We start from the raw sequence: 21,792 nt of genomic DNA on the forward strand, positions 1-21,792 counted from the left end.
AGGAACACCCCATGCCCCGCCAACATGCCATCGAGGACTACCGTAATTTCGGTATCATGGCGCATATCGACGCCGGCAAGACGACGACGACCGAGCGCATCCTCTATTACACCGGCAAGAGCCACAAGATCGGCGAAGTGCACGAAGGTGCCGCGACGATGGACTGGATGGAGCAGGAGCAGGAGCGTGGCATCACGATCACCTCGGCTGCGACCACCGCGTTCTGGAACGGCAAGCGCCTGAACATCATCGACACGCCCGGCCACGTCGACTTCACCATCGAAGTTGAGCGCAGCTTGCGCGTGCTCGACGGCGCCGTCTGCGTGCTCGACTCGAACCAGGGCGTCGAGCCCCAGACCGAGACGGTCTGGCGCCAGGGCGACAAGTACAAGGTTCCGCGCATCGTCTTCGCCAACAAGATGGACAAGATCGGTGCGGACTTCTTCAAGTGCCTGGCTGACATCGTCGATCGCCTCGGCGCCAAGCCCGTCGCGATTCAGCTTCCGATCGGTGCCGAGAACAACTTCAAGGGTCTCGTCGACCTCGTGAAGATGAGGGGCGTCGTCTGGAACGATGAATCGCTCGGCGCGAAGTTCGACTATGTCGATATTCCGGAAGAGCTCGTCGATCAGGCCAAGGAATACCGCGAGAAGATGGTGGAAGCCGCCGTCGAGCTCGACGACGACGCCATGGCCGCTTATCTCGACGGCAAGGAGCCGGACGAGGCGACGTTGAAGCGGCTGATCCGCAAGGCGGTGCTGACCGGCGCGTTCTATCCCGTGCTGTGCGGCTCGGCCTTCAAGAACAAGGGCGTGCAGCCGCTGCTCGACGCCGTCGTCGACTATCTGCCGTCGCCGCTCGACGTGCCCGCGATCAAGGGCACCGACGACAAGGGCAACGAAGTCGTGCGCAAGGCGGACGACAAGGAGCCGTTGGCGCTGCTCGCGTTCAAGATCATGGACGACCCGTTCGTCGGCACCATCACCTTCTGCCGCATCTACTCCGGCGTTCTACAGAGCGGCACCGGCGTCGTGAACTCGACCCGCGAGAAGAAGGAGCGCATCGGGCGCATGCTGTTGATGCATGCGAACAACCGCGAGGACATCAAGGAAGCCTATGCCGGCGACATCGTCGCGCTGGCCGGCCTGAAGGAAGCGCGCACCGGCGACACGCTGTGCGATCCCGACAAGCAGGTGATTCTGGAGAAGATGGAATTCCCCGAGCCGGTCATCGAGATCGCGATCGAGCCGAAGTCCAAGGCCGACCAGGAGAAGCTGGGCGTGGCGCTGGCCAAGCTCGCCGCGGAGGATCCGTCCTTCCGCGTGTCGACCGACCACGAGTCCGGCCAAACCATCCTCAAGGGCATGGGCGAACTTCATCTCGACATCAAGGTCGACATCCTCAAGCGCACCTACAAGGTCGACGCCAACATCGGTGCGCCGCAGGTGGCGTTCCGTGAGCGCATCACCAAGCGGGTGGAGCACAGCTACACCCACAAGAAGCAGACCGGCGGTACCGGCCAGTTCGCGGCCGTGTCGTTCATCGTCGAGCCGAACGAGCCCGGCAAGGGCTTCGAGTTCGAATCGAAGGTCGTCGGCGGCGCGGTGCCGAAGGAATACATCCCCGGCGTCGAGAAGGGCCTGGAGAGCGTGCTGTCGTCCGGCGTGGTCGCTGGCTTCCCCGTGGTCGACGTCAAGGTGACGCTCGTCGACGGCAAGTATCACGACGTCGACTCGTCGGCGCTCGCCTTCGAAATCGCCTCGCGCGCCTGCTTCCGCGAAGCGCTCCAGATGGGCAAGTCCGTCCTGCTCGAGCCGATCATGAAGGTCGAAGTGGTGACCCCGGAAGACTACACCGGCTCGGTCATCGGCGACCTGAACTCCCGGCGCGGTCAGATCCAGGGTCAGGACATGCGCGGCAACGCCAACGTCATCAATGCGATGGTGCCGCTCATGAACATGTTCGGTTACGTGAACAATCTGCGCTCGATGAGCCAGGGTCGCGCGACCTTCACCATGCAGTTCGACCACTACGCAGAAGCGCCGGCCAACGTGTCGGCAGAAGTCCAGAAGAAGTTTGCCTGATTGTCGTCGGTCTCAAGCTGACGATTGAACGGAGAGTCAAATGGCCAAAGCAAAGTTTGAACGTAACAAGCCGCACTGCAACATCGGCACCATCGGTCACGTCGACCATGGCAAGACGTCGCTGACCGCGGCGATCACCAAGATCCTCGCCGAGACCGGCGGCGCGACGTTCACCGCGTACGACCAGATCGACAAGGCGCCGGAAGAGAAGGCGCGCGGTATCACCATCTCGACCGCCCACGTCGAGTATGAGACGAAGAACCGCCACTACGCCCACGTCGACTGCCCCGGCCACGCCGACTACGTCAAGAACATGATCACCGGCGCCGCCCAGATGGACGGTGCGATCCTGGTCGTGTCGGCCGCTGACGGCCCGATGCCGCAGACCCGCGAGCACATCCTGCTCGCCCGTCAGGTCGGCGTGCCCGCGCTCGTCGTGTTCCTCAACAAGTGCGACATGGTTGACGATCCGGAGCTGCTCGAGCTCGTCGAACTCGAAGTCCGTGAGCTGCTCTCGAAGTACGAATTCCCCGGCGACAAGATTCCGATCATCAAGGGTTCGGCACTGGCCGCTCTCGAAGATTCCGACAAGAAGCTCGGCCACGACGCCATCCTCGAGCTGATGCGCAACGTCGACGAGTACATCCCGCAGCCGGAGCGTCCGATCGACCAGCCGTTCCTGATGCCGGTTGAAGACGTGTTCTCGATCTCGGGCCGCGGCACCGTCGTGACCGGCCGTGTCGAGCGCGGCGTCGTCAAGGTCGGCGAGGAAATCGAGATCGTCGGTCTGCGCGCGACCCAGAAGACCACCGTCACCGGCGTCGAAATGTTCCGCAAGCTGCTCGATCAGGGCCAGGCCGGCGACAACATCGGCGCGCTGCTCCGCGGCACCAAGCGCGAGGACGTCGAGCGCGGCCAGGTTCTGGCCAAGCCCGGTTCGGTCAAGCCGCACACCAAGTTCAAGGCAGAGGCCTACATCCTCACCAAGGAAGAGGGCGGTCGCCACACCCCGTTCTTCACCAACTACCGTCCGCAGTTCTACTTCCGCACCACCGACGTGACCGGTGTCGTGCACCTGCCGGAAGGCACCGAGATGGTGATGCCGGGCGACAACATCGCGATGGAAGTGCACCTGATCGTGCCGATCGCGATGGAAGAGAAGCTCCGCTTCGCGATCCGCGAAGGCGGCCGCACCGTCGGTGCCGGCGTCGTCGCCTCGATCATCGAGTAAACAAGCGAATAGGGAATGGTGAGTGGCGAATAGGGAGTTCTATTTCGCTACTCGCTACTCGCCACTCTACTCAAAGAAAGCACGGCAATGAACGGCCAAAACATTCGTATCCGTCTCAAGGCGTTCGACCATCGTATCCTCGATACGTCGACCCGTGAGATCGTGAACACGGCGAAGCGCACCGGCGCGCAGGTCCGCGGACCCATTCCGCTGCCCACCCGCATCGAGAAGTTCACCGTCAACCGTTCGCCCCACGTCGACAAGAAGAGCCGCGAACAGTTCGAGATGCGCACTCACAAGCGCCTGCTCGACATCGTCGATCCGACCCCGCAGACCGTCGATGCTTTGATGAAGCTCGACCTTGCCGCCGGTGTCGACGTCGAGATCAAGCTCTAAGATTTTGGATCCCGTTCGCGTCAAGCGGACAGAAAGAACAGGAAGCAAGCCGATGCGCTCCGGAGTGATCGCACAAAAGGTCGGGATGACGCGGGTCTTCACGGAGGCCGGCGAACATATCCCCGTGACCGTGCTGAAGCTCGGCAATTGCCAGGTCGTAGGCCACCGCACCGAAGAGAAGAACGGTTACGTCGCGCTCCAGCTCGGTTCTGGCAGCCGCAAGACCGTTTACATGCCCAAGGCCGAGCGCGGTCAGTTCGCCGTCGCCAAGGTCGAGCCGAAGCGCCGGGTCGAGGAATTCCGCGTCACCGCGGATGCCATGATCCCGGTCGGCGCCGAGATCCAGGCCGATCACTTCGTCGTCGGCCAGTTCGTCGACGTGACCGGCACCTCCGTCGGTAAGGGTTTTGCCGGCGGTATGAAGCGCTGGAACTTCGGCGGTCTGCGCGCCACGCACGGTGTGTCGATCTCGCACCGCTCGATCGGTTCGACCGGTGGCCGTCAGGACCCCGGCAAGACCTGGAAGAACAAGAAGATGCCCGGCCACATGGGTGTCGATCGCATCACCACGCTCAATCTTCGTGTCGTCCAGACCGATGTCGAGCGCGGCCTGATCCTCGTCGAAGGCGCCGTTCCCGGCTCCAAGGGCGGCTGGATCCGCGTGCGCGACGCCGTCAAGAAGCCGCTGCCGAAGGAAGCTCCGAAGCCCGGCAAGTTCAAGGTTGCTGGCGAAGCGGAAGTCGCCCCGGCTGCGCAGGAGGCGTGAGATGGAATTGAAGGTCACGACCCTCGAAGGTAAGGAAGCCGGCTCGGTCCAGCTTTCCGACGCCATTTTCGGCCTCGAGCCGCGCGAGGACATCATCGCGCGCTGCGTGCAGTGGCAGCTCAACAAGCGCCAGGCCGGCACGCACAAGGCCAAGGGCCGCGCCGAGATCTGGCGCACCGGCAAGAAGATGTACAAGCAGAAGGGCACCGGCGGTGCTCGTCACGGCTCGGCCCGCGTGCCGCAGTTCCGTGGCGGCGGCCGTGCCTTCGGCCCGGTGGTGCGCTCGCACGCCACCGACCTGCCGAAGAAGGTCCGCGCGCTCGCGTTGAAGCATGCGCTCTCGGCCAAGGCCAAGGACGGCGATCTCGTCGTGATCGAGAAGGCCGCGCTGGAAGCCGCCAAGACCAAGGCGTTGCTCGGTCACTTCTCGGGCCTGGGACTCACCAACGCGCTGATCATCGATGGTGCCGAGCTCAACAACGGATTTGCCGCGGCCGCGCGTAACATCCCGAACATGGACGTGCTGCCGATCCAGGGCATCAACGTCTATGACATCCTGCGCCGTCAGAAGCTCGTTCTGACCAAGGCCGCCATCGATGCGCTGGAGGCGCGCTTCAAATGACGAAGAACATTGAGCCTCGCCACTACGACGTGATCCTGTCGCCGGTCGTGACCGAAAAGGCGACGATCGCCTCGGAGCACAACAAGGTGCTGTTCAAGGTGGCCGCGAAGGCGACCAAGCCGCAGATCAAGGAAGCGATCGAGAAGCTGTTCGACGTCAAGGTCAAGAGCGTCAACACGCTGGTCCGCAAGGGCAAGACCAAGGTCTTCCGCGGCAATCTCGGCTCGCAGTCGAACACCAAGCGCGCGATCGTGACCCTCGAAGAGGGTCACCGGATCGACGTCACCACCGGTCTGTAAGGTCGTACGACGATGGCACTGAAGACATTCAATCCCACGACGCCGGGCCAGCGCCAGCTGGTCATGGTCGATCGTTCGGCCCTTTACAAGGGCAAGCCGCTGAAGGCGCTGACCGAGGGCAAGAAGTCCTCGGGCGGTCGCAACAACACCGGCCGCATCACCGTGCGCTTCCGCGGCGGCGGTCACAAGCAGACGCTGCGCACCGTCGACTTCAAGCGCGAGAAGATCGACGTGCCCGCGACGGTCGAGCGGCTCGAATACGATCCGAACCGCACCGGATTCATCGCCCTGATCAAGTATCAGGACGGCGAGCAGGCCTACATCCTGGCGCCGCAACGCCTGGCCGTTGGCGACACCATCGTCGCCGGCAACTATGTCGACGTGAAGCCGGGCAACGTCATGCCTCTCGGCAACATGCCGGTCGGCACGATCATCCACAACATCGAGGTCAAGATCGGCAAGGGCGGCCAGCTCGCCCGTTCCGCGGGCACCTACGCCCAGCTCGTCGGTCGCGACCAAGACTACGTCATCATCCGCCTGAACTCGGGCGAGCAGCGCCTCGTGCACGGCCGTTGCCGCGGCACGATCGGCGCCGTGTCGAACCCGGATCACATGAACACCTCGATCGGCAAGGCCGGCCGCAAGCGTTGGATGGGCCGTCGGCCGCACAACCGCGGTGTCGCGATGAACCCGATCGACCATCCGCACGGCGGTGGTGAAGGTCGTACCTCGGGCGGTCGCCACCCGGTCACTCCGTGGGGCAAGCCGACCAAGGGCAAGAAGACCCGCACCAACAAGTCGACCAACAAATTCATCCTCCTAAGCCGCCACAAGCGGAAGAAGTAAGGAACGCCGGACATGGTTCGTTCAGTCTGGAAAGGCCCGTTCGTCGAGGGTTCTCTGCTCAAGAAGGCAGATGCCGCGCGCGCGTCCGGCCGTCACGACGTCATCAAGATCTGGAGCCGTCGCTCGACGATCCTGCCGCAGTTCGTCGGCCTGACCTTCGGCGTCTACAACGGTCAGAAGCACGTGCCGGTGGCCGTCAACGAGGAAATGGTCGGTCACAAGTTCGGCGAGTTCTCGCCGACCCGGACCTTCCATGGCCACTCCGGCGACAAGAAAGCCAAGAAGGCTTGAGGATTAAACGATGAGCAAACCTAAGCGCGAACGGAGCCTCGCCGACAACGAGGCCAAGGCGGTCGCCCGGATGCTGCGGGTAAGCCCGCAGAAGCTCAACCTGGTCGCCCAGCTCATTCGCGGCCGGAAGGCGTCTGCCGCGCTCGCTGACCTGCAGTTTTCGCGCAAGCGGATCGCGGTCGATGTGAAGAAGTGCCTGGAATCGGCTATCGCCAATGCCGAGAACAATCACGACCTCGACGTCGATGATCTCGTCGTGGCGCAGGCTTTCGTCGGCAATGGCCTCGTGATGAAGCGCTTCGCCGCCCGCGGCCGTGGCCGCTCGGGCCGTGTCTACAAACCATTTTCGCAACTGACGATCATCGTTCGTCAGGTCGAAGCCGAAGCAGCAGCCGCTTAAAGGCGCAGGAGAACACGATGGGTCAAAAGATCAATCCGATCGGTCTGCGTCTCGGCATCAACCGGACCTGGGATTCTCGCTGGTTCGCCGGCAAGCAGGAATACGGCAAGCTGCTGCACGAGGACGTCAAGATCCGCGAGATCCTGCACAAGGAACTCAAGCAGGCCGCCGTCGCCCGCATCGTGATCGAGCGTCCGCACAAGAAGTGTCGCGTCACCATCCACTCGGCCCGTCCGGGCGTGGTGATCGGCAAGAAGGGCGCCGACATCGACAAGCTGCGCAAGAAGGTCGCGGACATTACCTCGTCCGACGTCGTCATCAACATCGTCGAGATCCGCAAGCCGGAGCTCGACGCGACGCTGGTGGCCGAGTCGATTGCGCAGCAGCTCGAGCGCCGCGTGGCGTTCCGCCGCGCCATGAAGCGCGCCGTGCAATCGGCAATGCGTCTCGGCGCGGAAGGCATCCGCATCAACTGCTCGGGACGCCTTGGCGGTGCGGAAATCGCGCGCATGGAGTGGTACCGCGAAGGTCGCGTGCCGCTGCACACGCTGCGCGCCGACATCGACTACGGCGTTGCGACCGCGTTCACAACCTTCGGCACGTGCGGCGTCAAGGTCTGGATCTTCAAGGGCGAGATCCTCGAGCACGATCCGATGGCCCAGGACAAGAGAATGGCCGAAGGCGAGACGGGCGGCAGTGGTGATCGTGGTGGCCGTCAGCGCCGCGATTCGGCTGCAGCCTGAGCCAGCACAGGAATTTGAGGGCTTAAAGCCATGATGCAACCTAAGAAAACGAAGTTCCGGAAGGCGCATAAGGGCCGCATCCACGGCGTTGCGTCTTCGGGCGCGACGTTGGCCTTCGGCCAGTACGGCTTGAAGGCGACCGAGCCTGAGCGCGTCACCGCGCGGCAGATCGAAGCCGCCCGCCGCGCGCTGACCCGCCACATGAAGCGCGCCGGCCGCGTCTGGATCCGCGTGTTCCCCGACGTTCCGGTGTCGAAGAAGCCGGCCGAAGTCCGCATGGGCTCCGGCAAGGGTTCGCCGGAACTGTGGGTCGCGCGCGTCAAGCCGGGCCGGGTGCTGTTCGAGATCGACGGCGTCAACACCCAGACCGCGCGCGAGGCGCTGACCCTGGCGGCCGCCAAGCTGCCGATCAAGACGCGCTTCGTCGAGCGCATTGCGGAGTAATGCCCATGGCCCAGATGAAGATCGAAGACATCCGCGCGATGAGCCCCGACCAGCAGGATGATGCCATCCTGAACCTGAAGAAGGAGCGCTTTAACCTGCGCTTCCAGCGCGCCACTGGGCAGCTCGAGAACACCTCGCGCCTGCGCGAGGCTAGGCGCGACATCGCCCGGATCAAGACCGTCGCCGCGCAGACGCGCGCGAAGAAGAAGTAAGAGGCTTACGAAGATGCCGAAACGTACTCTGCAGGGCGTGGTCGTCAGCGACAAGCAAGCCAAGACCATCGTGGTGCGCGTCGACCGCCGCTTCACGCACCCGATCTACAAGAAGACGATCCGCCGTTCGAAGAACTATCACGCGCACGACGAGAGCAACCAGTTCAAGCCGGGCGACGTGGTGTGGATCGAGGAATCGAAGCCGATTTCGAAGTTGAAGCGCTGGGTCGTGATCCGGGGCGAGCACAAGAAAAGCGCCTGATCTGTTGGCTTTAGCCGACCGACTTCAGGGAAATGTTGAGCGCCGGCTGGGCTGGCGCAAAGAGAAGAGGACGAGGTGCATCAATGATTCAGATGCAGACCAACCTCGACGTGGCCGACAATTCTGGCGCACGCCGTGTCATGTGTATCAAGGTGCTCGGAGGCTCCAAGCGCCGCTACGCCACGATCGGCGACATCATCGTCGTCTCGATCAAGGAAGCCATTCCGCGTGGCAAGGTGAAGAAGGGCGACGTGATGAAGGCCGTCGTGGTGCGCGTCCGCAAGGACATCCGCCGCGCCGACGGTTCGGTGATCCGCTTCGACCGCAACGCGGCCGTCCTGATCAACAACCAGGCCGAGCCGGTCGGGACCCGCATCTTCGGGCCCGTGCCGCGCGAGCTGCGCGCCAAGAACCACATGAAGATCATTTCGCTCGCGCCGGAGGTGCTGTGATGGCTGCGAAGATCCGCAAGGGCGACAAGGTCGTCGTGCTGACCGGTCGCGACAAGGGCCGGACCGGCGAGGTGTTCGAGGTGCGCCCCGACGCCGGGACCGCGCTCGTGCGCGGCATCAACATGGTCAAGCGTCACCAGAAGCAGACGCAGGCCCAGGAGGGCGGCATCATCTCGAAAGAGGCGCCGATCCAACTGTCCAACATCGCGTATGTCGGCAAGGACGGAAAGCCGACCCGCGTCGGATTCAAGATTCTGGCGGACGGCAAGAAGGTCCGCATCGCCAAGAGCTCGGGAGCTGAGATCGATGGCTGAGGCCGCTTACACGCCGCGCCTGCGCGCGGAATATGATGGGAAGATCCGCACGGCTCTGACCGAGAAGTTCGGTTACGAGAACGTCATGCAGGTTCCGCGTCTGGATAAGGTCGTGCTAAATATGGGCGTTGGCGATTCCGTCAACGATCGCAAGAAGGCCGAGACCGCCGCTGCCGAACTGACCCAGATCGCCGGCCAGAAGGCGATCGTGACCTATTCGCGCGTCGCGATCGCGACCTTCAAGCTGCGTGAGAATCAGCCGATCGGCTGCAAGGTCACGCTGCGCAAGGCGCGCATGTACGAGTTCATCGATCGCCTAGTGACGGTCGCGCTGCCGCGCGTCCGCGACTTCCGCGGCCTGAACCCGAAGAGCTTCGACGGCCGCGGCAACTACTCGCTCGGCATCAAGGAGCACATCATTTTCCCCGAGATCGACTTCGACAAGGTCACGGAAGCCCGCGGTATGGACATCACCGTCTGCACCACGGCCAAGACCGACGAAGAGGCGAGGGCCTTGTTGACCGCTTTCAATTTCCCGTTCCGGCAGTGAGACGCTGAGCTAAAGCCTCTCAAACGCGGATACCCAGGAGCCAAGCATGGCAAAGAAGAGTTCAGTCGAGAAGAACAACCGGCGCAAGCGGATGGTGAAGAACGCCGCCGCCAAGCGCGAGCGGTTGAAGGCGATCATCGCCGACAAGAAGCTACCGATGGAAGAGCGCTTCGCTGCGACGTTGAAGCTGGCGGAAATGCCGCGCAACTCGTCGGCGACCCGCATCCGTCTGCGTTGCGAGCTGTCGGGCCGTCCCCGCTCGAACTACCGCAAGAACAAGCTGTCCCGTATCGCGCTGCGCGACCTTGGCTCCAAGGGCATGGTCCCGGGCCTCGTCAAGTCGAGCTGGTAAGGAGGGTCGTTTAGATGTCTACGCACGATCCAATCAGCGATCTGATCACCCGCATCCGCAACGCGCAGATGCGCTCCAAGACCAAGGTCTCCACGCCTGGCTCGAAGATGCGCGAGAACGTGCTCGAGGTGCTGAAGTCCGAGGGCTACATCCGCGGTTACGCCACGCTTGAGCATCCCTCGGGCCGCAGCGAGATCGAGATCGAGCTGAAGTATTTCGACGGCGAGCCCGTCATCCGCGAGATCGAACGGGTCTCCAAGCCGGGGCGTCGTGTCTACGCCTCGGTGAAGGCTCTGCCGCGGGTCAACAACGGACTCGGCATTTCGGTGTTGTCGACGCCGAAGGGGATTATGGCCGACCACAGCGCGCGCGACGCGAATGTGGGCGGCGAAGTCCTCTTCACGGTGTTCTGAGAAGGATTTTTGATCCATGTCACGTGTTGGCAAAAGGCCTGTAGCGGTTCCGTCGGGCGTTACCGCGACCGTTGATGGGCAGACCGTCAAGATGAAGGGGCCGAAGGGCCAGCTTCAGTTCGTCGTCCATGACGACGTCGAGGTGAAGCTCGAGAGCGGCGAGATCAAGGTCAAGCCGCGGTTCGAGACCAATCGCGCGCGGGCGCTGTACGGCACCGCTCGCGCTCAGGTCGCGAACCTCGTCGAGGGCGTCACCAAGGGCTTCGAGAAGAAGCTCGAGATCACCGGCGTCGGCTACCGCGCCGCGATGCAGGGCAAGAACCTGCAGCTTGCGCTCGGTTACAGCCACGACGTGATCTATCCGATCCCGGAAGGGATCACGATCACCGTGCCGAAGCCGACCGAGATCACGGTGACCGGCAGCGACGTCCAGCGCGTTGGCCAGGTCGCAGCCGAGATCCGCGGCTATCGCCCGCCGGAGCCCTATAAGGGCAAAGGCGTGAAGTATGCTGGCGAATTCATCTTCCGCAAGGAAGGCAAGAAGAAGTAACGGAGCCGGTCATGTCGAAAGCCAAGGTTACGAATGCCCGGCGCAAGCGGAGTGTGCGGCTGAAGCTGCGCCGCTCCGGTGGTGGCCGTCCGCGCCTGTCGGTGTTCCGCTCGTCCAAGCACATCTACGCCCAGGTCATCGACGACCTGAAGGGCGAGACGCTGGCCTCTGCCTCTTCGCTCGAGAAGTCGATGCGGGACGGCGGCAAGACCGGCGCCGACATCGATGCGGCGAAGGCGGTCGGCAAGCTGCTGGCGGAGCGCGCTGCCGAGAAGGGCGTCAAGGAAGTCGTGTTCGATCGCGGCAGCTATCTCTATCACGGGCGCGTCAAGGCTCTTGCCGACGCCGCGCGTGAGAGTGGGCTGAGCTTCTAACAGAATTTGAGGATTGAGGCGCAAGCCTCTGAAGGATTGGAAAAACCATGGCAGCTGAACGCGAACAACGTGGTGGACGCGATCAACGCGGCGGCGGACGTGAACGCAGGGAGCGCGAGGAGCGCGACAGCGAGTTCGTCGACAAGCTCGTCCACATCAACCGCGTGGCCAAGGTCGTCAAGGGCGGCAAGCGCTTCGGTTTCGCAGCGCTGGTCGTGATCGGCGATCAGAAGGGCCGCGCCGGCTTCGGTCACGGCAAGGCGCGCGAAGTGCCTGAGGCGATCCGCAAGGCGACCGAATCCGCCAAGCGCAACCTGACTCGCGTGTCGCTGCGCGAGGGCCGCACGCTCCATCACGACATCGCCGGCCGTCATGGCGCGGGCCGTGTCTACCTGCGTGCCGCCCCGGCCGGCACCGGCATCATCGCCGGTGGCCCGATGCGCGCCGTGTTCGAGACGCTCGGCGTCCAGGACGTGGTGGCGAAGTCGATCGGCTCGTCGAACCCGTACAACATGGTTCGCGCCACCTTCGACGCGCTGAAGCATCAGGATTCGCCGCGCTCGGTTGCTGCCCGCCGCAACATCAAGGTGTCCACCCTCCAGTCCCGTCGTATCGGCGGTGACGCCGAGGCGACTGCCGACTAACGGAAGCTTTTCGGAGTAGACTCCCATGGCCAAGGCCGCAAAGACGATCAAGCTCGAGCAGACCGGCAGCGCGATCCGCCGCCATCACTCGCAGCGCTCGACGCTGATCGGGCTCAAGCTCAACAAGATCGGGCGCACCAGCGAACTGCCGGATACCCCGGCCGTTCGCGGCATGATCGAGAAGGTTCACCATCTCGTCCGCATCGTCGACGAGAAGTAAGAAGCGGCGCAGGATCCCGAAAAGCGGGCACCCGGTTTTCGGTGAAGATCGTGCGCAAGACACAAGGAGAAGGGCGATGAAGCTCAGCGATATCGCCGACAACGCCGGCTCGCGCAAGAAGCGTATGCGCGTCGGCCGCGGCATCGGTTCGGGCAAGGGCAAGCAGTCGGGCCGCGGCGGCAAGGGCCAGACCGCGCGTTCGGGCGTGCGCATCAAGGGTTTCGAAGGCGGCCAGATGCCCATGCATCGCCGTCTGCCCAAGCGCGGCTTCAACAACATCTTCCGCGTCGAGTTCGCCGAGATCAATCTCGACCGGCTCCAGGAGGCAGTCGATGCCAAGAAGATCGACGCCGGCAGCGTCGTGAACGTCGAGGCGCTGGTGAAGGGCGGCGTGCTGCGCCGCGCCAAGGGCGGTCTGCGGCTGCTCGGCCGCGGCGAGCTCAAGTCCAAGCTCAACATCGAAGCGCATGGCGCCTCCAAGACCGCGATCGCGGCGGTCGAGAAGGCCGGCGGTTCGGTGAAGATCCTCGCCCCTGCCAAGGAAGAAGGCGAGGCGGCGTAACAACTGCGTCATTGGCCCGCGCCTCGCGGGCCTTTACGCATGCGGGACGATGGACTTATCGGAGCCGAGCCCCAGATAATGTCCGGCGTCCGCTAAAGCATGATCGGGACCCGAAGGACCGCGTTAACGCAAAGTGTGAAGCGGTTTTCCGAGAAGATCATGCTGAAAACGACAATCTAGAGCGCGACGGTGAGGCATCCTGATCTCATCGCGCTTTAGAGTAGCCCGGCCGCGGGCATGACGGCGCAACAGGCGGCGGGAGAAAGTCCAAGATGGTCTCTGCAGCGGAACAACTGGCAGCCAATCTCAATTTCGGCGCGTTCGCCAAGGCCGACGAACTGAAGAAGCGCATCTGGTTCACTCTGGGTGCGCTGCTCGTTTATCGGCTCGGCACCTACATCCCGCTGCCCGGCATCGATCCCAACATCTGGGAGCAGGTGTTCCGGTCCCAGGCGGGCGGCATCCTCGGCATGTTCAACATGTTCGCCGGCGGTGGCATCCACCGCATGGCGATCTTCGCCCTGAACATCATGCCGTATATCTCGGCCTCGATCATCATCCAGCTCCTGACCACCGTCTCACCGCAGCTTGAGGCGCTGAAGAAGGAAGGCGAGGCCGGCCGCAAGACGCTGAACCAGTACACCCGCTATCTCACCGTCATCCTGGCCGCGTTCCAGTCCTACGGCATCGCGGTGGGCCTCGAGGGCGCCGGCAACGTCGTCAGCGAGCCTGGCCTATTCTTCCGCCTGTCCACGGCGATCACACTGACCGGCGGCACCATGTTCCTGATGTGGCTCGGCGAGCAGATCACCTCGCGCGGCATCGGCAACGGCATCTCGCTGATCATTCTCGCCGGCATCGTCGCCGAGCTGCCCGCGGCGCTCGCCAATATGCTCGAGCTCGGCCGTCAGGGTGCGATGTCGACCGGTCTGATCCTGGTCGTCATCATCATGGCGGTCGCCGTGATCGCCTTCATCGTGTTCATGGAGCGCGCGCAGCGCCGCCTGCTGATCCAGTATCCGAAGCGTCAGGTCGGCAACAAGATGTTCGAGGGCCAGTCCTCACATCTGCCGCTCAAGCTCAACACCTCGGGCGTGATCCCGCCGATCTTCGCGTCCTCGCTGCTGCTGCTGCCGACCACGGTGGCGAACTTCAACGCCGGCAGCGGACCGGAATGGTTCCAGTGGATCACCACCCAGCTCGGCCACGGCCGTCCGCTGTTCCTGATCATGTATCTGGCGCTGATCGTTTTCTTCGCCTTCTTCTACACCGCGATCGTGTTCAACCCGACCGAGACCGCGGACAATCTGAAGAAGCACGGCGGCTTCATTCCGGGCATCCGTCCCGGCGAGCGCACCGCCGAATATATCGACTACGTGCTGTCACGCATCACCGTGCTCGGCGCGATTTATCTGGCGATCGTCTGCTTGATTCCGGAGATCCTGATCTCCTACGCCTCGGTGCCGTTCTACTTCGGCGGCACCTCGCTGCTGATCGTCGTCAGCGTCACCATGGACACCGTGGCGCAGGTGCAGGGCTATCTGCTGGCGCATCAGTACGAAGGCCTGATCCGCAAGTCGAAGCTGCGCGGCCGCCGCCGCTAAGCGCAGCGTCCCCCGAAGGCGGCGCGATTGCGCCGCCGATTCGCTCCGCCAGCAACACGCGGCGCCTGCACGGCAGCAGCAGCCATTCGGTCATATCGGCAGAGCTGTTCTCACAGCAGCACAATCACTGATTTCAAAGCCCTTCTTGGCGACAGCCCATCCGCTCCCCTATGATGTGGGTAGCGGTGCAGCGCCGATTATGGTTTGCACTGTCCTTGATCTTCAAACACAGGTGCGCGACGTATCGCTCACCAATCCGGGGGGCGTACGCCGATGAGAATTATACTTCTGGGACCGCCGGGGTCGGGCAAGGGGACCCAGGCGCAGCTGCTGGTGCAGCGCTATGGCATCGTCCAGCTCTCGACCGGCGAGATGCTGCGCGCGGCCGTTGCGGCAGGAACGCCGGTCGGGCTGAAGGCCAAGGAGATCATGGCGAGTGGCGGCCTCGTGCCCGACGAGGTCGTGGTCGGAATCATCTCCGACCGCATCGACCAGCCGGATGCCAAGAACGGTTTCATCCTCGACGGTTTCCCACGCACCGTGCCGCAGGCCGAGGCGCTGGACGAGCTGCTCAAGCGCAAGCATCTCAAGCTCGATGCCGTGATCGAGCTGCGTGTCAACGAGAGCGCACTCCTGAACCGCGTCGAGACCCGCGTCGCCCAGATGCGCGAGCGCGGGGAGGAGGTCCGGGTCGACGACACCCCGGAGGTCCTGACCAAGCGCCTCGCCAGCTACCGCAGCCAGACGGAACCGCTGATTCACTACTATTCCGAGCGGCGGAAGCTCTCGACCATCGACGGCATGATGGCCATCGACGAGGTCACCCGTGCCATCCACCGCCAGCTCCTGGCGCTCGGGGCGGTCGAGCCCAAGACCCACGGCAAGACGCATGCCCGCAGCGCGGCCAAGGCTGCGCCGGCCAAGAAGGCCAAGGCAGCGAAGACAGCGGCCAAAAAGCCGGCAAAAACGGCCAAAAAGGCGGCCAATTCCGCTAAAAAGGCCGCCAAGAAAGCCCTGAAGAGCGCCGGGAAGGCCACCCGGAAGACAGCAAAGAAGGCGACCAGGAAGACTGCCAAGAAGGCCGTCAAGAAGGGTGCCAAAAAGGCCGCAAAAAAGGTCACGAAAAAGCGAGCCAAACGCTAGCAGCGGTTGACGAGCGCCCCCGGAATCCCCTAATAAGCCCCGCATCCAAGTCGGATAGTTTCAGACGATGCCGGGCCCCAGGAAGACCGGGGGTGGGCGTCGTGTTCGCGTTTGTGAACACCTGCCCGAGAACACAAGCACTTAAAGCCCGATCCTGACGAGGATCGGCGATAGGAGAGAAGGCCGTGGCCCGTATTGCCGGCGTGAACATTCCCACCAACAAGCGCGCGCTGATCGCGCTCCAGTATATCCATGGCATCGGCCCGAAGATCGCCAGTGAGATCCTGGAGAAGGTGAAGATCCCCGCGGATCGTCGCGTCAATCAGCTCAGCGACGCCGAAGTGCTCCAGATCCGCGAAGTGATCGACCGCGACTATCTCGTCGAGGGCGATCTGCGTCGTGAGGTCGGTATCAACATCAAGCGTCTGATGGACCTCGGCTGCTATCGCGGCCTGCGTCATCGTCGCGGTCTGCCGGTGCGCGGTCAGCGCACTCATACCAACGCGCGCACGCGCAAGGGCCCGGCGAAGGCCATCGCCGGCAAGAAGAAGTAAGTTTTCGCAGCCAATCGCGGCGTGTGGTGAACGGGGGATGACCCGTTCGCCACGCGCCTTTCGTTCCACAGGTGTAGCCGCTGGCATTACGGCGGCGTTTGAGATCGTCAGGAAAGGGACTCAATGGGCAAGGAAGCCACCCGCGTTCGCCGTCGTGAGCGCAAGAACATCGCCTCCGGCGTCGCGCATGTGAACTCGTCGTTCAACAACACGACCATCACCATCACGGATGCGCAGGGCAACACGATTGCCTGGTCTTCCGCCGGCACGATGGGCTTCAAGGGCTCGCGCAAGTCGACCCCGTATGCCGCGCAGGTTGCAGCCGAGGACGTGTCCAAGAAGGCGCAGGAGCACGGTATGCGCACGCTGGAAGTCGAAGTGGCCGGTCCCGGTTCGGGCCGCGAATCGGCGCTCCGCGCGCTCCAGGCCGCGGGCTTCACCGTCACCTCGATCCGCGACGTGACCACGATCCCGCACAACGGTTGCCGTCCCCGGAAGCGTCGGCGCGTTTAATACGAAATTGCGAGCGCGTCGGCGCTCGCGATGTTTTTTTTGCGAAGCCGCGGGAATCATCCGCGGCCTTTCTCCAACGCCAGTATTTGAGTTTTTCAAATTGACTGGCCTGTATGGGTGAAACAGTGACGATCCAGAAAAATTGGCAAGAACTGATTCGACCGAACAAGCTCCAGGTTACGCCTGGCAGCGACTCGAACCGTTTCGCGACCATCGTCGCCGAGCCGCTCGAGCGCGGCTTCGGCCAGACCCTCGGCAACGCGCTGCGGCGCATCCTGCTCTCCTCGCTCCAGGGCGCGGCGGTGCAGTCGGTGCACATCGACGGCGTGCTGCACGAGTTCTCCTCGATCGCTGGCGTCCGTGAGGACGTCACCGACATCGTGCTCAACATCAAGGACATCTCGATCAAGATGCAGGGCGAGGGCCCCAAGCGCATGGTCGTGAAGAAGCAGGGCCCGGGCGTCGTCACCGCTGGCGATATCCAGACCGTCGGCGACGTCACCGTGCTCAACCCGGACCTCCAGATCTGCACCCTCGACGAGGGTGCGGAGATCCGCATGGAGTTCACGGTCTCGACCGGCAAGGGTTACGTGCCCGCCGAGCGCAACCGTCCCGAGGACGCGCCGATCGGCCTGATCCCGGTCGACAGCCTGTACTCGCCGGTCCGCAAAGTCTCCTACAAGGTCGAGAACACCCGCGAGGGTCAGATCCTCGACTACGACAAGCTGACCATGACGATCGAGACCAACGGTGCGATCTCGCCGGATGATTCCGTGGCCTACGCCGCGCGCATCCTCCAGGATCAGCTCAACGTGTTCGTCAATTTCGAAGAGCCGCGCAAGGAAGTTGCCCAGGAGATCATCCCGGACCTCGCCTTCAACCCGGCTTTCCTCAAGAAGGTGGACGAGCTCGAGCTCTCGGTGCGTTCGGCCAACTGCTTGAAGAACGACAACATCGTCTACATCGGCGATCTCGTGCAGAAGAGCGAAGCGGAAATGCTCCGCACCCCGAACTTCGGCCGCAAGTCGCTGAACGAGATCAAGGAAGTGCTGGCCCAGATGGGGCTGCACCTCGGCATGGAAGTGCCGGGCTGGCCGCCGGAGAACATCGACGAGCTCGCCAAGCGCTTCGAGGATCACTACTGATCGACTTCACCGTCGTGGCCGGAGACATCCGGCCACGATTTTCATGGGCGAACGCAGGAAGCCCACCTGAGCAACTTGTCCGACGAACCGTCGCGGCAGTTCATACGTAAGGAATAAACACATGCGTCACGGCAAGGTTCATCGGAAGCTCAACCGCACGGCCGAGCATCGCAAGGCGATGTTCGCTAACATGGCGGCTGCGCTGATCAAGCACGAGCAGATCGTCACCACGCTGCCCAAGGCCAAGGAGCTCCGCCCGATCGTCGAGAAGCTCGTCACCCTCGGCAAGAAGGGCGGCCTGTCGCTGCGCCGCCAGGCGATCGCGGAGCTGCGCGACCTCGACATGGTCAAGAAGCTCTTCGATACGCTCGCGACCCGCTACAAGGACCGCCAGGGCGGCTACACCCGCATCATCAAGGCCGGCTTCCGCTACGGCGACAACGCCCCGATGGCCGTAATCGAGTTCGTCGATCGCGACGTCGATGCCAAGGGCCAGGATTCTGGTCCGGTGCAGGAAAAGGAAGCCGAGGCGGCGTAAGCCTTTCGGCAGTACGAAATTTGAAAGCGGCGCCCTCGGGCGCCGCTTTTTTTCCGTGCCGTGCTTCGAGCGCCGGAAGGGTGGAGCTTCGCTTTTTTGGAGCAGCGGGAATCCGAAGGAGCTCGATCAAAGCCATCGGAGGATCAGCAGCAAGCCCTACGATAGCCGCGGAACGTGGCTTGTGCATGTGGATGTCTCTTCCGAAGTTTGGAAGACGCCCGACCCGGATCTGCAGAATTCGGCGACCGTGCGTTTCGCACCGAACGCTGCAGAAAGCTTCGCGAGCACTCTGAATGATGGCACGCTTTCGCTTTGCGCGCCCTAAGATTCCCGTGTTGTGGCCGTTGGTACTCACGCGTCGGTGAGCGGTGATTGCGATGGCACGCGGGGCACATATCTCCACCAACCTCAATGGAGATAACGCATGAACATCGACCTTTCGGGAAAAACCGCGCTGGTGACCGGCTCCACTGCCGGCATCGGCCGCGCCATCGCCAAGGGCCTTGCCGCTTCGGGCGCCAGCGTCGTGATCAACGGCCGCGGCCGGAACAAGGTCGATGCCGCCGTCCGCAAGCTGGAAGAGACCGGCGCCAAGATCCGTGGCATCGCCGCCGACGTCTCAACGGCGGCAGGCTGCGAGGCGCTCGTGGCGGCGCTTCCCGAGATCGACATCCTCATCAACAATGCCGGCATCTTCGAGCCGAAGGAGTTTTTCGAGATTCCCGACGAGGACTGGAGTCGCTTCTTCGAAGTCAACGTGATGAGCGGCGTCCGTCTGTCGCGGGCGTATATGAAAGGCATGTTGAAGCGCAATTGGGGCCGCATCGTCTTCATCTCCTCGGAGTCCGGACTCAACATTCCCGTCGAGATGATTCACTACGGCATGAGTAAGACGGCCCAGCTCTCGGTCGCGCGGGGCCTCGCGCAGCTCACTCGCGGCACCGGCGTCACAGTTAATTCCGTGCTGCCCGGCCCGACCATGTCCGAGGGCGTCGAGACCTTCGTTAAGGATCTCGCTGGGCAGAACGGACAGTCGGTGGAAGAGGCCGCCGCCAATTTTGTCAGGCAGCATCGCCCGAGTTCGCTGCTGCAACGCTTCGCCAGCGTCGACGAGATCGCCAACATGGTGGTCTATGTCGCGTCCAAGGAAGCATCCGCGACCAACGGTGCGGCGTTGCGGGCGGAAGGCGGCATCGTCAACACCATTGCGTGAGGCCGGCATGACAGCCTATGTGATTTCCGAAGTCGAGATGCGCGATCCCGATGAATTTGAAGCCTATCGTACGCTGGCCGCGAAGACGATTGCGCAATACGGCGGGCGTTATCTGGTCCGCGGCGGCAAGGCTGAACTGGCCGAAGGTAATCTTCCACCGAAGGCTATCGTCATCGTCGAATTTCCGTCGATGGCGAGGCTGAAGGAATGGTACGCTTCAACGGAATATGCCGAAGCGCTAAGAGTGCGGCAGACGGCGCTGGAGCGGCGGCTGATGTTCGTCGAAGGCGTGGCGGAAACGTAGGGTGGGTTACGCCTTCGGCTAACCCACCCTACGCACCGACGCCGGAGCCGCTACCACCCCTCCAGCACGATCTTGCCGCGTGACTTGCCGCTTTCGAGCAGCGCGTGCGCGCGCTTGAGGTTGGCCGCATTGATGGTGCCGAAGGTCTGGTCGAGCGTGGTGCGCAACACGCCCTTGTCGATGAGGTCGGCGACGTCATTGAGCAGATGATGCTGCGCGATCATGTCGGGGGTCTGGAACGAGGAACGCGTGAACATCGACTCCCAGTGCACCGAGATCGCCTTGCCCTTGAATGTGCTCATGGCGAATTCCTGCGGATCGTCGATCAGGCCGAACTTGCCCTGCGGTGCCATGAACTCAGCGATCGCCTTGTAGTGCTGGTCAGTGAAGGTGAGGCTTGCGACCAACGCGACCGGCGGCAGCCTCAAGCTCTCGATCTGCTCCTTCATCGGCTTGCCGTGGTCGATCACCGCATGGGCGCCGAGATCGAGGCACCATTTTTGCGACTCCGGCCGCGTCGCGGTCGCGAGCACCGTGAGGCCAGTGAGGCGGCGGGCGAGCTGGATCAGAATCGAGCCGACGCCACCGGCGCCACCAGTGATCAGCAGTGTGCGCATATCGACGCTCTTGCCGGGTACTGCGCCGAGACGGTCGAACAGAAGCTCCCATGCGGTGATGGAGGTGAGGGGAAGGGCGGCCGCTTGCGCGAACGACAGGCTCTTCGGCTTGTTGCCGACGATGCGCTCCTCAACCAGGTGGTATTCCGAGTTGGTGCCCTGACGCAGAATAGAACCAGCGTAAAACACTTCATCACCTGGCTTGAACAGCGTGACGTCGGGACCGATGGCATCGACGACGCCCGCCGCGTCATAGCCGAGGATCTTGATCTCGCCCTCGGACGGGGTGGCGCGCTTGCGCACCTTGTAGTCGACCGGGTTGGCCGAAATCGCCTTCACGGCGACGCGGATGTCGCGCCCTCCGGGCTCGGGTTTTGCGGTCTCGAAATCAATGAGTGAATCCGCGTCCTCGATCGGAAGCGATTTCTTGTAGCCGACGGCCTTCATGGCTTGTCTCCATCAGATGGCTTCTGTTCGCCCGCCGCCCTAACTGTCGCTCTGGCCCCGATTTGGCAAGTACTGTAAATTTGGGGATATAGTCCCTGTTTGGATACTATCGGGAAAACACGCATGAAACGGCGCAATTTTGCCCGGCGCCCCGGCTGCTCGGTCGAGGCGACGCTGGATCTGATCGACGGCAAGTGGAAGGGTGTCATCCTCTACCACCTCCAGAGCGGCACCCAGCGCTTCGGCGAATTGCGCCGCCGGATGCCCGGCATCACCCAGCGCATGCTGACCAAGCAGCTTCGCGCGCTGGAGGAGGACAAGCTCGTGATTCGGAAGGTCTATGCGGAGGTGCCGCCGCGCGTGGAGTATTGCCTCTCCGAACTCGGCGAGAGCCTCAAGCCAGTCATCGACATCCTGAAGGCCTGGGGCGAGAGCCACCAGCAGCGGCTGTCCTGTGCGCCGCCGCCGGTCGTGGTGAAGAAGCCGAAGCGCGCGGCGTAAACATCCGGGAGCGGATCGTTCTGCTCCCGGATGAGATTGCCTCAGAACGCGAACTGTGTGCGCATCGCGACGGCGTCGAACTTCGAGCCGACATCGGCGGTCGAGATCGGCGAGGCCTGCCGTGACACAGTTCCGTGCAGGTAGTCGAGCATGAAGCGGACGTTGCCGTTGACGTACCAGTTGAGC

The 21,792-nt window shown here is 63.1% G+C and carries 34 protein-coding genes; 32 read left to right on the plus strand and 2 right to left on the minus strand.

Annotated features, from left to right (window positions below; genetic code table 11):
* Positions 1-11: 11 nt before the first annotated feature.
* The 31 genes from fusA to IVA91_RS16075 all read left to right on the plus strand — a co-directional run bounded on the left by fusA (position 12) and on the right by IVA91_RS16075 (position 20,041).
* Positions 12-2,084, plus strand: a complete 2,073-nt coding sequence (gene fusA / locus IVA91_RS15925; RefSeq protein WP_247279361.1) for an elongation factor G — start codon at positions 12-14, stop codon at positions 2,082-2,084.
* Between the two features lie 40 nt (positions 2,085-2,124).
* A complete protein-coding gene (tuf, locus tag IVA91_RS15930; protein ID WP_211406468.1) occupies positions 2,125-3,315 on the plus strand; it encodes an elongation factor Tu in 1,191 nt (396 codons plus the stop codon).
* Positions 3,316-3,402: 87 nt separating this feature from the next.
* On the plus strand, positions 3,403-3,711 hold the full coding sequence (gene rpsJ / locus IVA91_RS15935) for a 30S ribosomal protein S10 (RefSeq protein ID WP_002712302.1): 309 nt from the start codon (positions 3,403-3,405) through the stop codon (positions 3,709-3,711).
* Positions 3,712-3,763: 52 nt separating this feature from the next.
* Positions 3,764-4,477, plus strand: coding sequence for a 50S ribosomal protein L3 (gene rplC / locus IVA91_RS15940; RefSeq protein WP_247279362.1), 714 nt, complete (start codon positions 3,764-3,766; stop codon positions 4,475-4,477).
* Position 4,478: 1 nt separating this feature from the next.
* Positions 4,479-5,099, plus strand: a complete 621-nt coding sequence (gene rplD, locus IVA91_RS15945; protein WP_018647243.1) for a 50S ribosomal protein L4 — start codon at positions 4,479-4,481, stop codon at positions 5,097-5,099.
* Complete coding sequence (locus IVA91_RS15950; RefSeq protein WP_247279363.1) at positions 5,096-5,398, plus strand: 50S ribosomal protein L23; 303 nt, start codon at positions 5,096-5,098, stop codon at positions 5,396-5,398. The genes rplD and IVA91_RS15950 overlap by 4 nt, the downstream gene beginning before the upstream one ends.
* 12 nt (positions 5,399-5,410) lie before the next feature.
* Positions 5,411-6,244, plus strand: a complete 834-nt coding sequence (gene rplB / locus IVA91_RS15955; protein ID WP_194467932.1) for a 50S ribosomal protein L2 — start codon at positions 5,411-5,413, stop codon at positions 6,242-6,244.
* 12 nt (positions 6,245-6,256) lie between these two features.
* A complete protein-coding gene (rpsS, locus tag IVA91_RS15960) occupies positions 6,257-6,535 on the plus strand; it encodes a 30S ribosomal protein S19 (protein WP_008136357.1) in 279 nt (92 codons plus the stop codon).
* Positions 6,536-6,545: 10 nt separating this feature from the next.
* Entirely contained in the window at positions 6,546-6,935 is a 390-nt protein-coding gene (gene rplV, locus IVA91_RS15965) for a 50S ribosomal protein L22 (RefSeq protein ID WP_035729589.1), read from the plus strand.
* Between the two features lie 17 nt (positions 6,936-6,952).
* Complete coding sequence (gene rpsC / locus IVA91_RS15970) at positions 6,953-7,678, plus strand: 30S ribosomal protein S3 (RefSeq protein ID WP_247279364.1); 726 nt, start codon at positions 6,953-6,955, stop codon at positions 7,676-7,678.
* A 30-nt stretch (positions 7,679-7,708) separates the two neighbouring features.
* Positions 7,709-8,122: a 50S ribosomal protein L16 gene (rplP, locus tag IVA91_RS15975; protein ID WP_018647247.1), complete on the plus strand. Its 414-nt coding sequence runs from the start codon at positions 7,709-7,711 to the stop codon at positions 8,120-8,122.
* 5 nt (positions 8,123-8,127) lie between these two features.
* Positions 8,128-8,334 (plus strand): 50S ribosomal protein L29, encoded by a 207-nt coding sequence (rpmC, locus tag IVA91_RS15980; RefSeq protein WP_011088144.1) that lies wholly within the window; start codon positions 8,128-8,130, stop codon positions 8,332-8,334.
* 13 nt (positions 8,335-8,347) lie between these two features.
* Positions 8,348-8,596, plus strand: coding sequence for a 30S ribosomal protein S17 (gene rpsQ, locus IVA91_RS15985; protein WP_008549247.1), 249 nt, complete (start codon positions 8,348-8,350; stop codon positions 8,594-8,596).
* An 83-nt stretch (positions 8,597-8,679) separates the two neighbouring features.
* Complete coding sequence (gene rplN / locus IVA91_RS15990; protein WP_008549246.1) at positions 8,680-9,048, plus strand: 50S ribosomal protein L14; 369 nt, start codon at positions 8,680-8,682, stop codon at positions 9,046-9,048.
* Positions 9,048-9,362, plus strand: a complete 315-nt coding sequence (rplX, locus tag IVA91_RS15995; protein WP_011088142.1) for a 50S ribosomal protein L24 — start codon at positions 9,048-9,050, stop codon at positions 9,360-9,362. The genes rplN and rplX overlap by 1 nt, the downstream gene beginning before the upstream one ends.
* Complete coding sequence (rplE, locus tag IVA91_RS16000) at positions 9,355-9,912, plus strand: 50S ribosomal protein L5 (RefSeq protein WP_247458963.1); 558 nt, start codon at positions 9,355-9,357, stop codon at positions 9,910-9,912. The genes rplX and rplE overlap by 8 nt, the downstream gene beginning before the upstream one ends.
* 46 nt (positions 9,913-9,958) lie before the next feature.
* On the plus strand, positions 9,959-10,264 hold the full coding sequence (gene rpsN / locus IVA91_RS16005) for a 30S ribosomal protein S14 (RefSeq protein WP_018647251.1): 306 nt from the start codon (positions 9,959-9,961) through the stop codon (positions 10,262-10,264).
* A gap of 14 nt (positions 10,265-10,278) precedes the next feature.
* A complete protein-coding gene (gene rpsH, locus IVA91_RS16010) occupies positions 10,279-10,677 on the plus strand; it encodes a 30S ribosomal protein S8 (RefSeq protein WP_008549240.1) in 399 nt (132 codons plus the stop codon).
* A gap of 16 nt (positions 10,678-10,693) precedes the next feature.
* On the plus strand, positions 10,694-11,227 hold the full coding sequence (gene rplF, locus IVA91_RS16015) for a 50S ribosomal protein L6 (RefSeq protein WP_247458964.1): 534 nt from the start codon (positions 10,694-10,696) through the stop codon (positions 11,225-11,227).
* 11 nt (positions 11,228-11,238) lie between these two features.
* Positions 11,239-11,601 (plus strand): 50S ribosomal protein L18, encoded by a 363-nt coding sequence (rplR, locus tag IVA91_RS16020; RefSeq protein ID WP_007603036.1) that lies wholly within the window; start codon positions 11,239-11,241, stop codon positions 11,599-11,601.
* Between the two features lie 47 nt (positions 11,602-11,648).
* Positions 11,649-12,245, plus strand: a complete 597-nt coding sequence (gene rpsE / locus IVA91_RS16025) for a 30S ribosomal protein S5 (RefSeq protein WP_247279367.1) — start codon at positions 11,649-11,651, stop codon at positions 12,243-12,245.
* 25 nt (positions 12,246-12,270) lie between these two features.
* Positions 12,271-12,465, plus strand: coding sequence for a 50S ribosomal protein L30 (rpmD, locus tag IVA91_RS16030; RefSeq protein ID WP_011088137.1), 195 nt, complete (start codon positions 12,271-12,273; stop codon positions 12,463-12,465).
* A 76-nt stretch (positions 12,466-12,541) separates the two neighbouring features.
* Positions 12,542-13,027, plus strand: a complete 486-nt coding sequence (gene rplO / locus IVA91_RS16035) for a 50S ribosomal protein L15 (RefSeq protein ID WP_247279368.1) — start codon at positions 12,542-12,544, stop codon at positions 13,025-13,027.
* Between the two features lie 272 nt (positions 13,028-13,299).
* On the plus strand, positions 13,300-14,631 hold the full coding sequence (secY, locus tag IVA91_RS16040) for a preprotein translocase subunit SecY (RefSeq protein ID WP_247279369.1): 1,332 nt from the start codon (positions 13,300-13,302) through the stop codon (positions 14,629-14,631).
* Positions 14,632-14,904: 273 nt separating this feature from the next.
* Positions 14,905-15,774: an adenylate kinase gene (locus tag IVA91_RS16045; RefSeq protein WP_247458965.1), complete on the plus strand. Its 870-nt coding sequence runs from the start codon at positions 14,905-14,907 to the stop codon at positions 15,772-15,774.
* 185 nt (positions 15,775-15,959) lie between these two features.
* On the plus strand, positions 15,960-16,328 hold the full coding sequence (gene rpsM, locus IVA91_RS16050) for a 30S ribosomal protein S13 (RefSeq protein ID WP_247279371.1): 369 nt from the start codon (positions 15,960-15,962) through the stop codon (positions 16,326-16,328).
* Between the two features lie 123 nt (positions 16,329-16,451).
* Positions 16,452-16,841: a 30S ribosomal protein S11 gene (gene rpsK, locus IVA91_RS16055; protein WP_007603045.1), complete on the plus strand. Its 390-nt coding sequence runs from the start codon at positions 16,452-16,454 to the stop codon at positions 16,839-16,841.
* 113 nt (positions 16,842-16,954) lie between these two features.
* Positions 16,955-17,986, plus strand: coding sequence for a DNA-directed RNA polymerase subunit alpha (locus IVA91_RS16060; protein ID WP_247279372.1), 1,032 nt, complete (start codon positions 16,955-16,957; stop codon positions 17,984-17,986).
* Between the two features lie 121 nt (positions 17,987-18,107).
* Complete coding sequence (rplQ, locus tag IVA91_RS16065; RefSeq protein ID WP_247279373.1) at positions 18,108-18,524, plus strand: 50S ribosomal protein L17; 417 nt, start codon at positions 18,108-18,110, stop codon at positions 18,522-18,524.
* 424 nt (positions 18,525-18,948) lie between these two features.
* A complete protein-coding gene (locus tag IVA91_RS16070) occupies positions 18,949-19,737 on the plus strand; it encodes an SDR family oxidoreductase (RefSeq protein WP_247279374.1) in 789 nt (262 codons plus the stop codon).
* A 7-nt stretch (positions 19,738-19,744) separates the two neighbouring features.
* A complete protein-coding gene (locus IVA91_RS16075) occupies positions 19,745-20,041 on the plus strand; it encodes a DUF1330 domain-containing protein (protein WP_247279376.1) in 297 nt (98 codons plus the stop codon).
* A gap of 50 nt (positions 20,042-20,091) precedes the next feature.
* Here IVA91_RS16075 and IVA91_RS16080 read toward each other — a convergent pair whose 3' ends face one another.
* Positions 20,092-21,105 (minus strand): zinc-binding alcohol dehydrogenase family protein, encoded by a 1,014-nt coding sequence (locus IVA91_RS16080; protein WP_247458966.1) that lies wholly within the window; start codon positions 21,103-21,105, stop codon positions 20,092-20,094.
* Between the two features lie 123 nt (positions 21,106-21,228).
* On the opposite strand from IVA91_RS16080, the gene IVA91_RS16085 reads away from it, so the two are divergent.
* The gene (locus tag IVA91_RS16085; RefSeq protein WP_018647266.1) at positions 21,229-21,606 is read left to right on the plus strand and encodes a helix-turn-helix domain-containing protein; all 378 of its coding nucleotides are present in this window, start codon (positions 21,229-21,231) and stop codon (positions 21,604-21,606) included.
* Between the two features lie 41 nt (positions 21,607-21,647).
* Here IVA91_RS16085 and IVA91_RS16090 read toward each other — a convergent pair.
* A partial coding sequence (locus IVA91_RS16090; RefSeq protein WP_247279377.1) for a porin occupies positions 21,648-21,792 on the minus strand: 145 nt, incomplete at its 5' end.

Source organism: Bradyrhizobium sp. 153, from assembly GCF_023073835.1.
Lineage (GTDB): Bacteria > Pseudomonadota > Alphaproteobacteria > Rhizobiales > Xanthobacteraceae > Bradyrhizobium.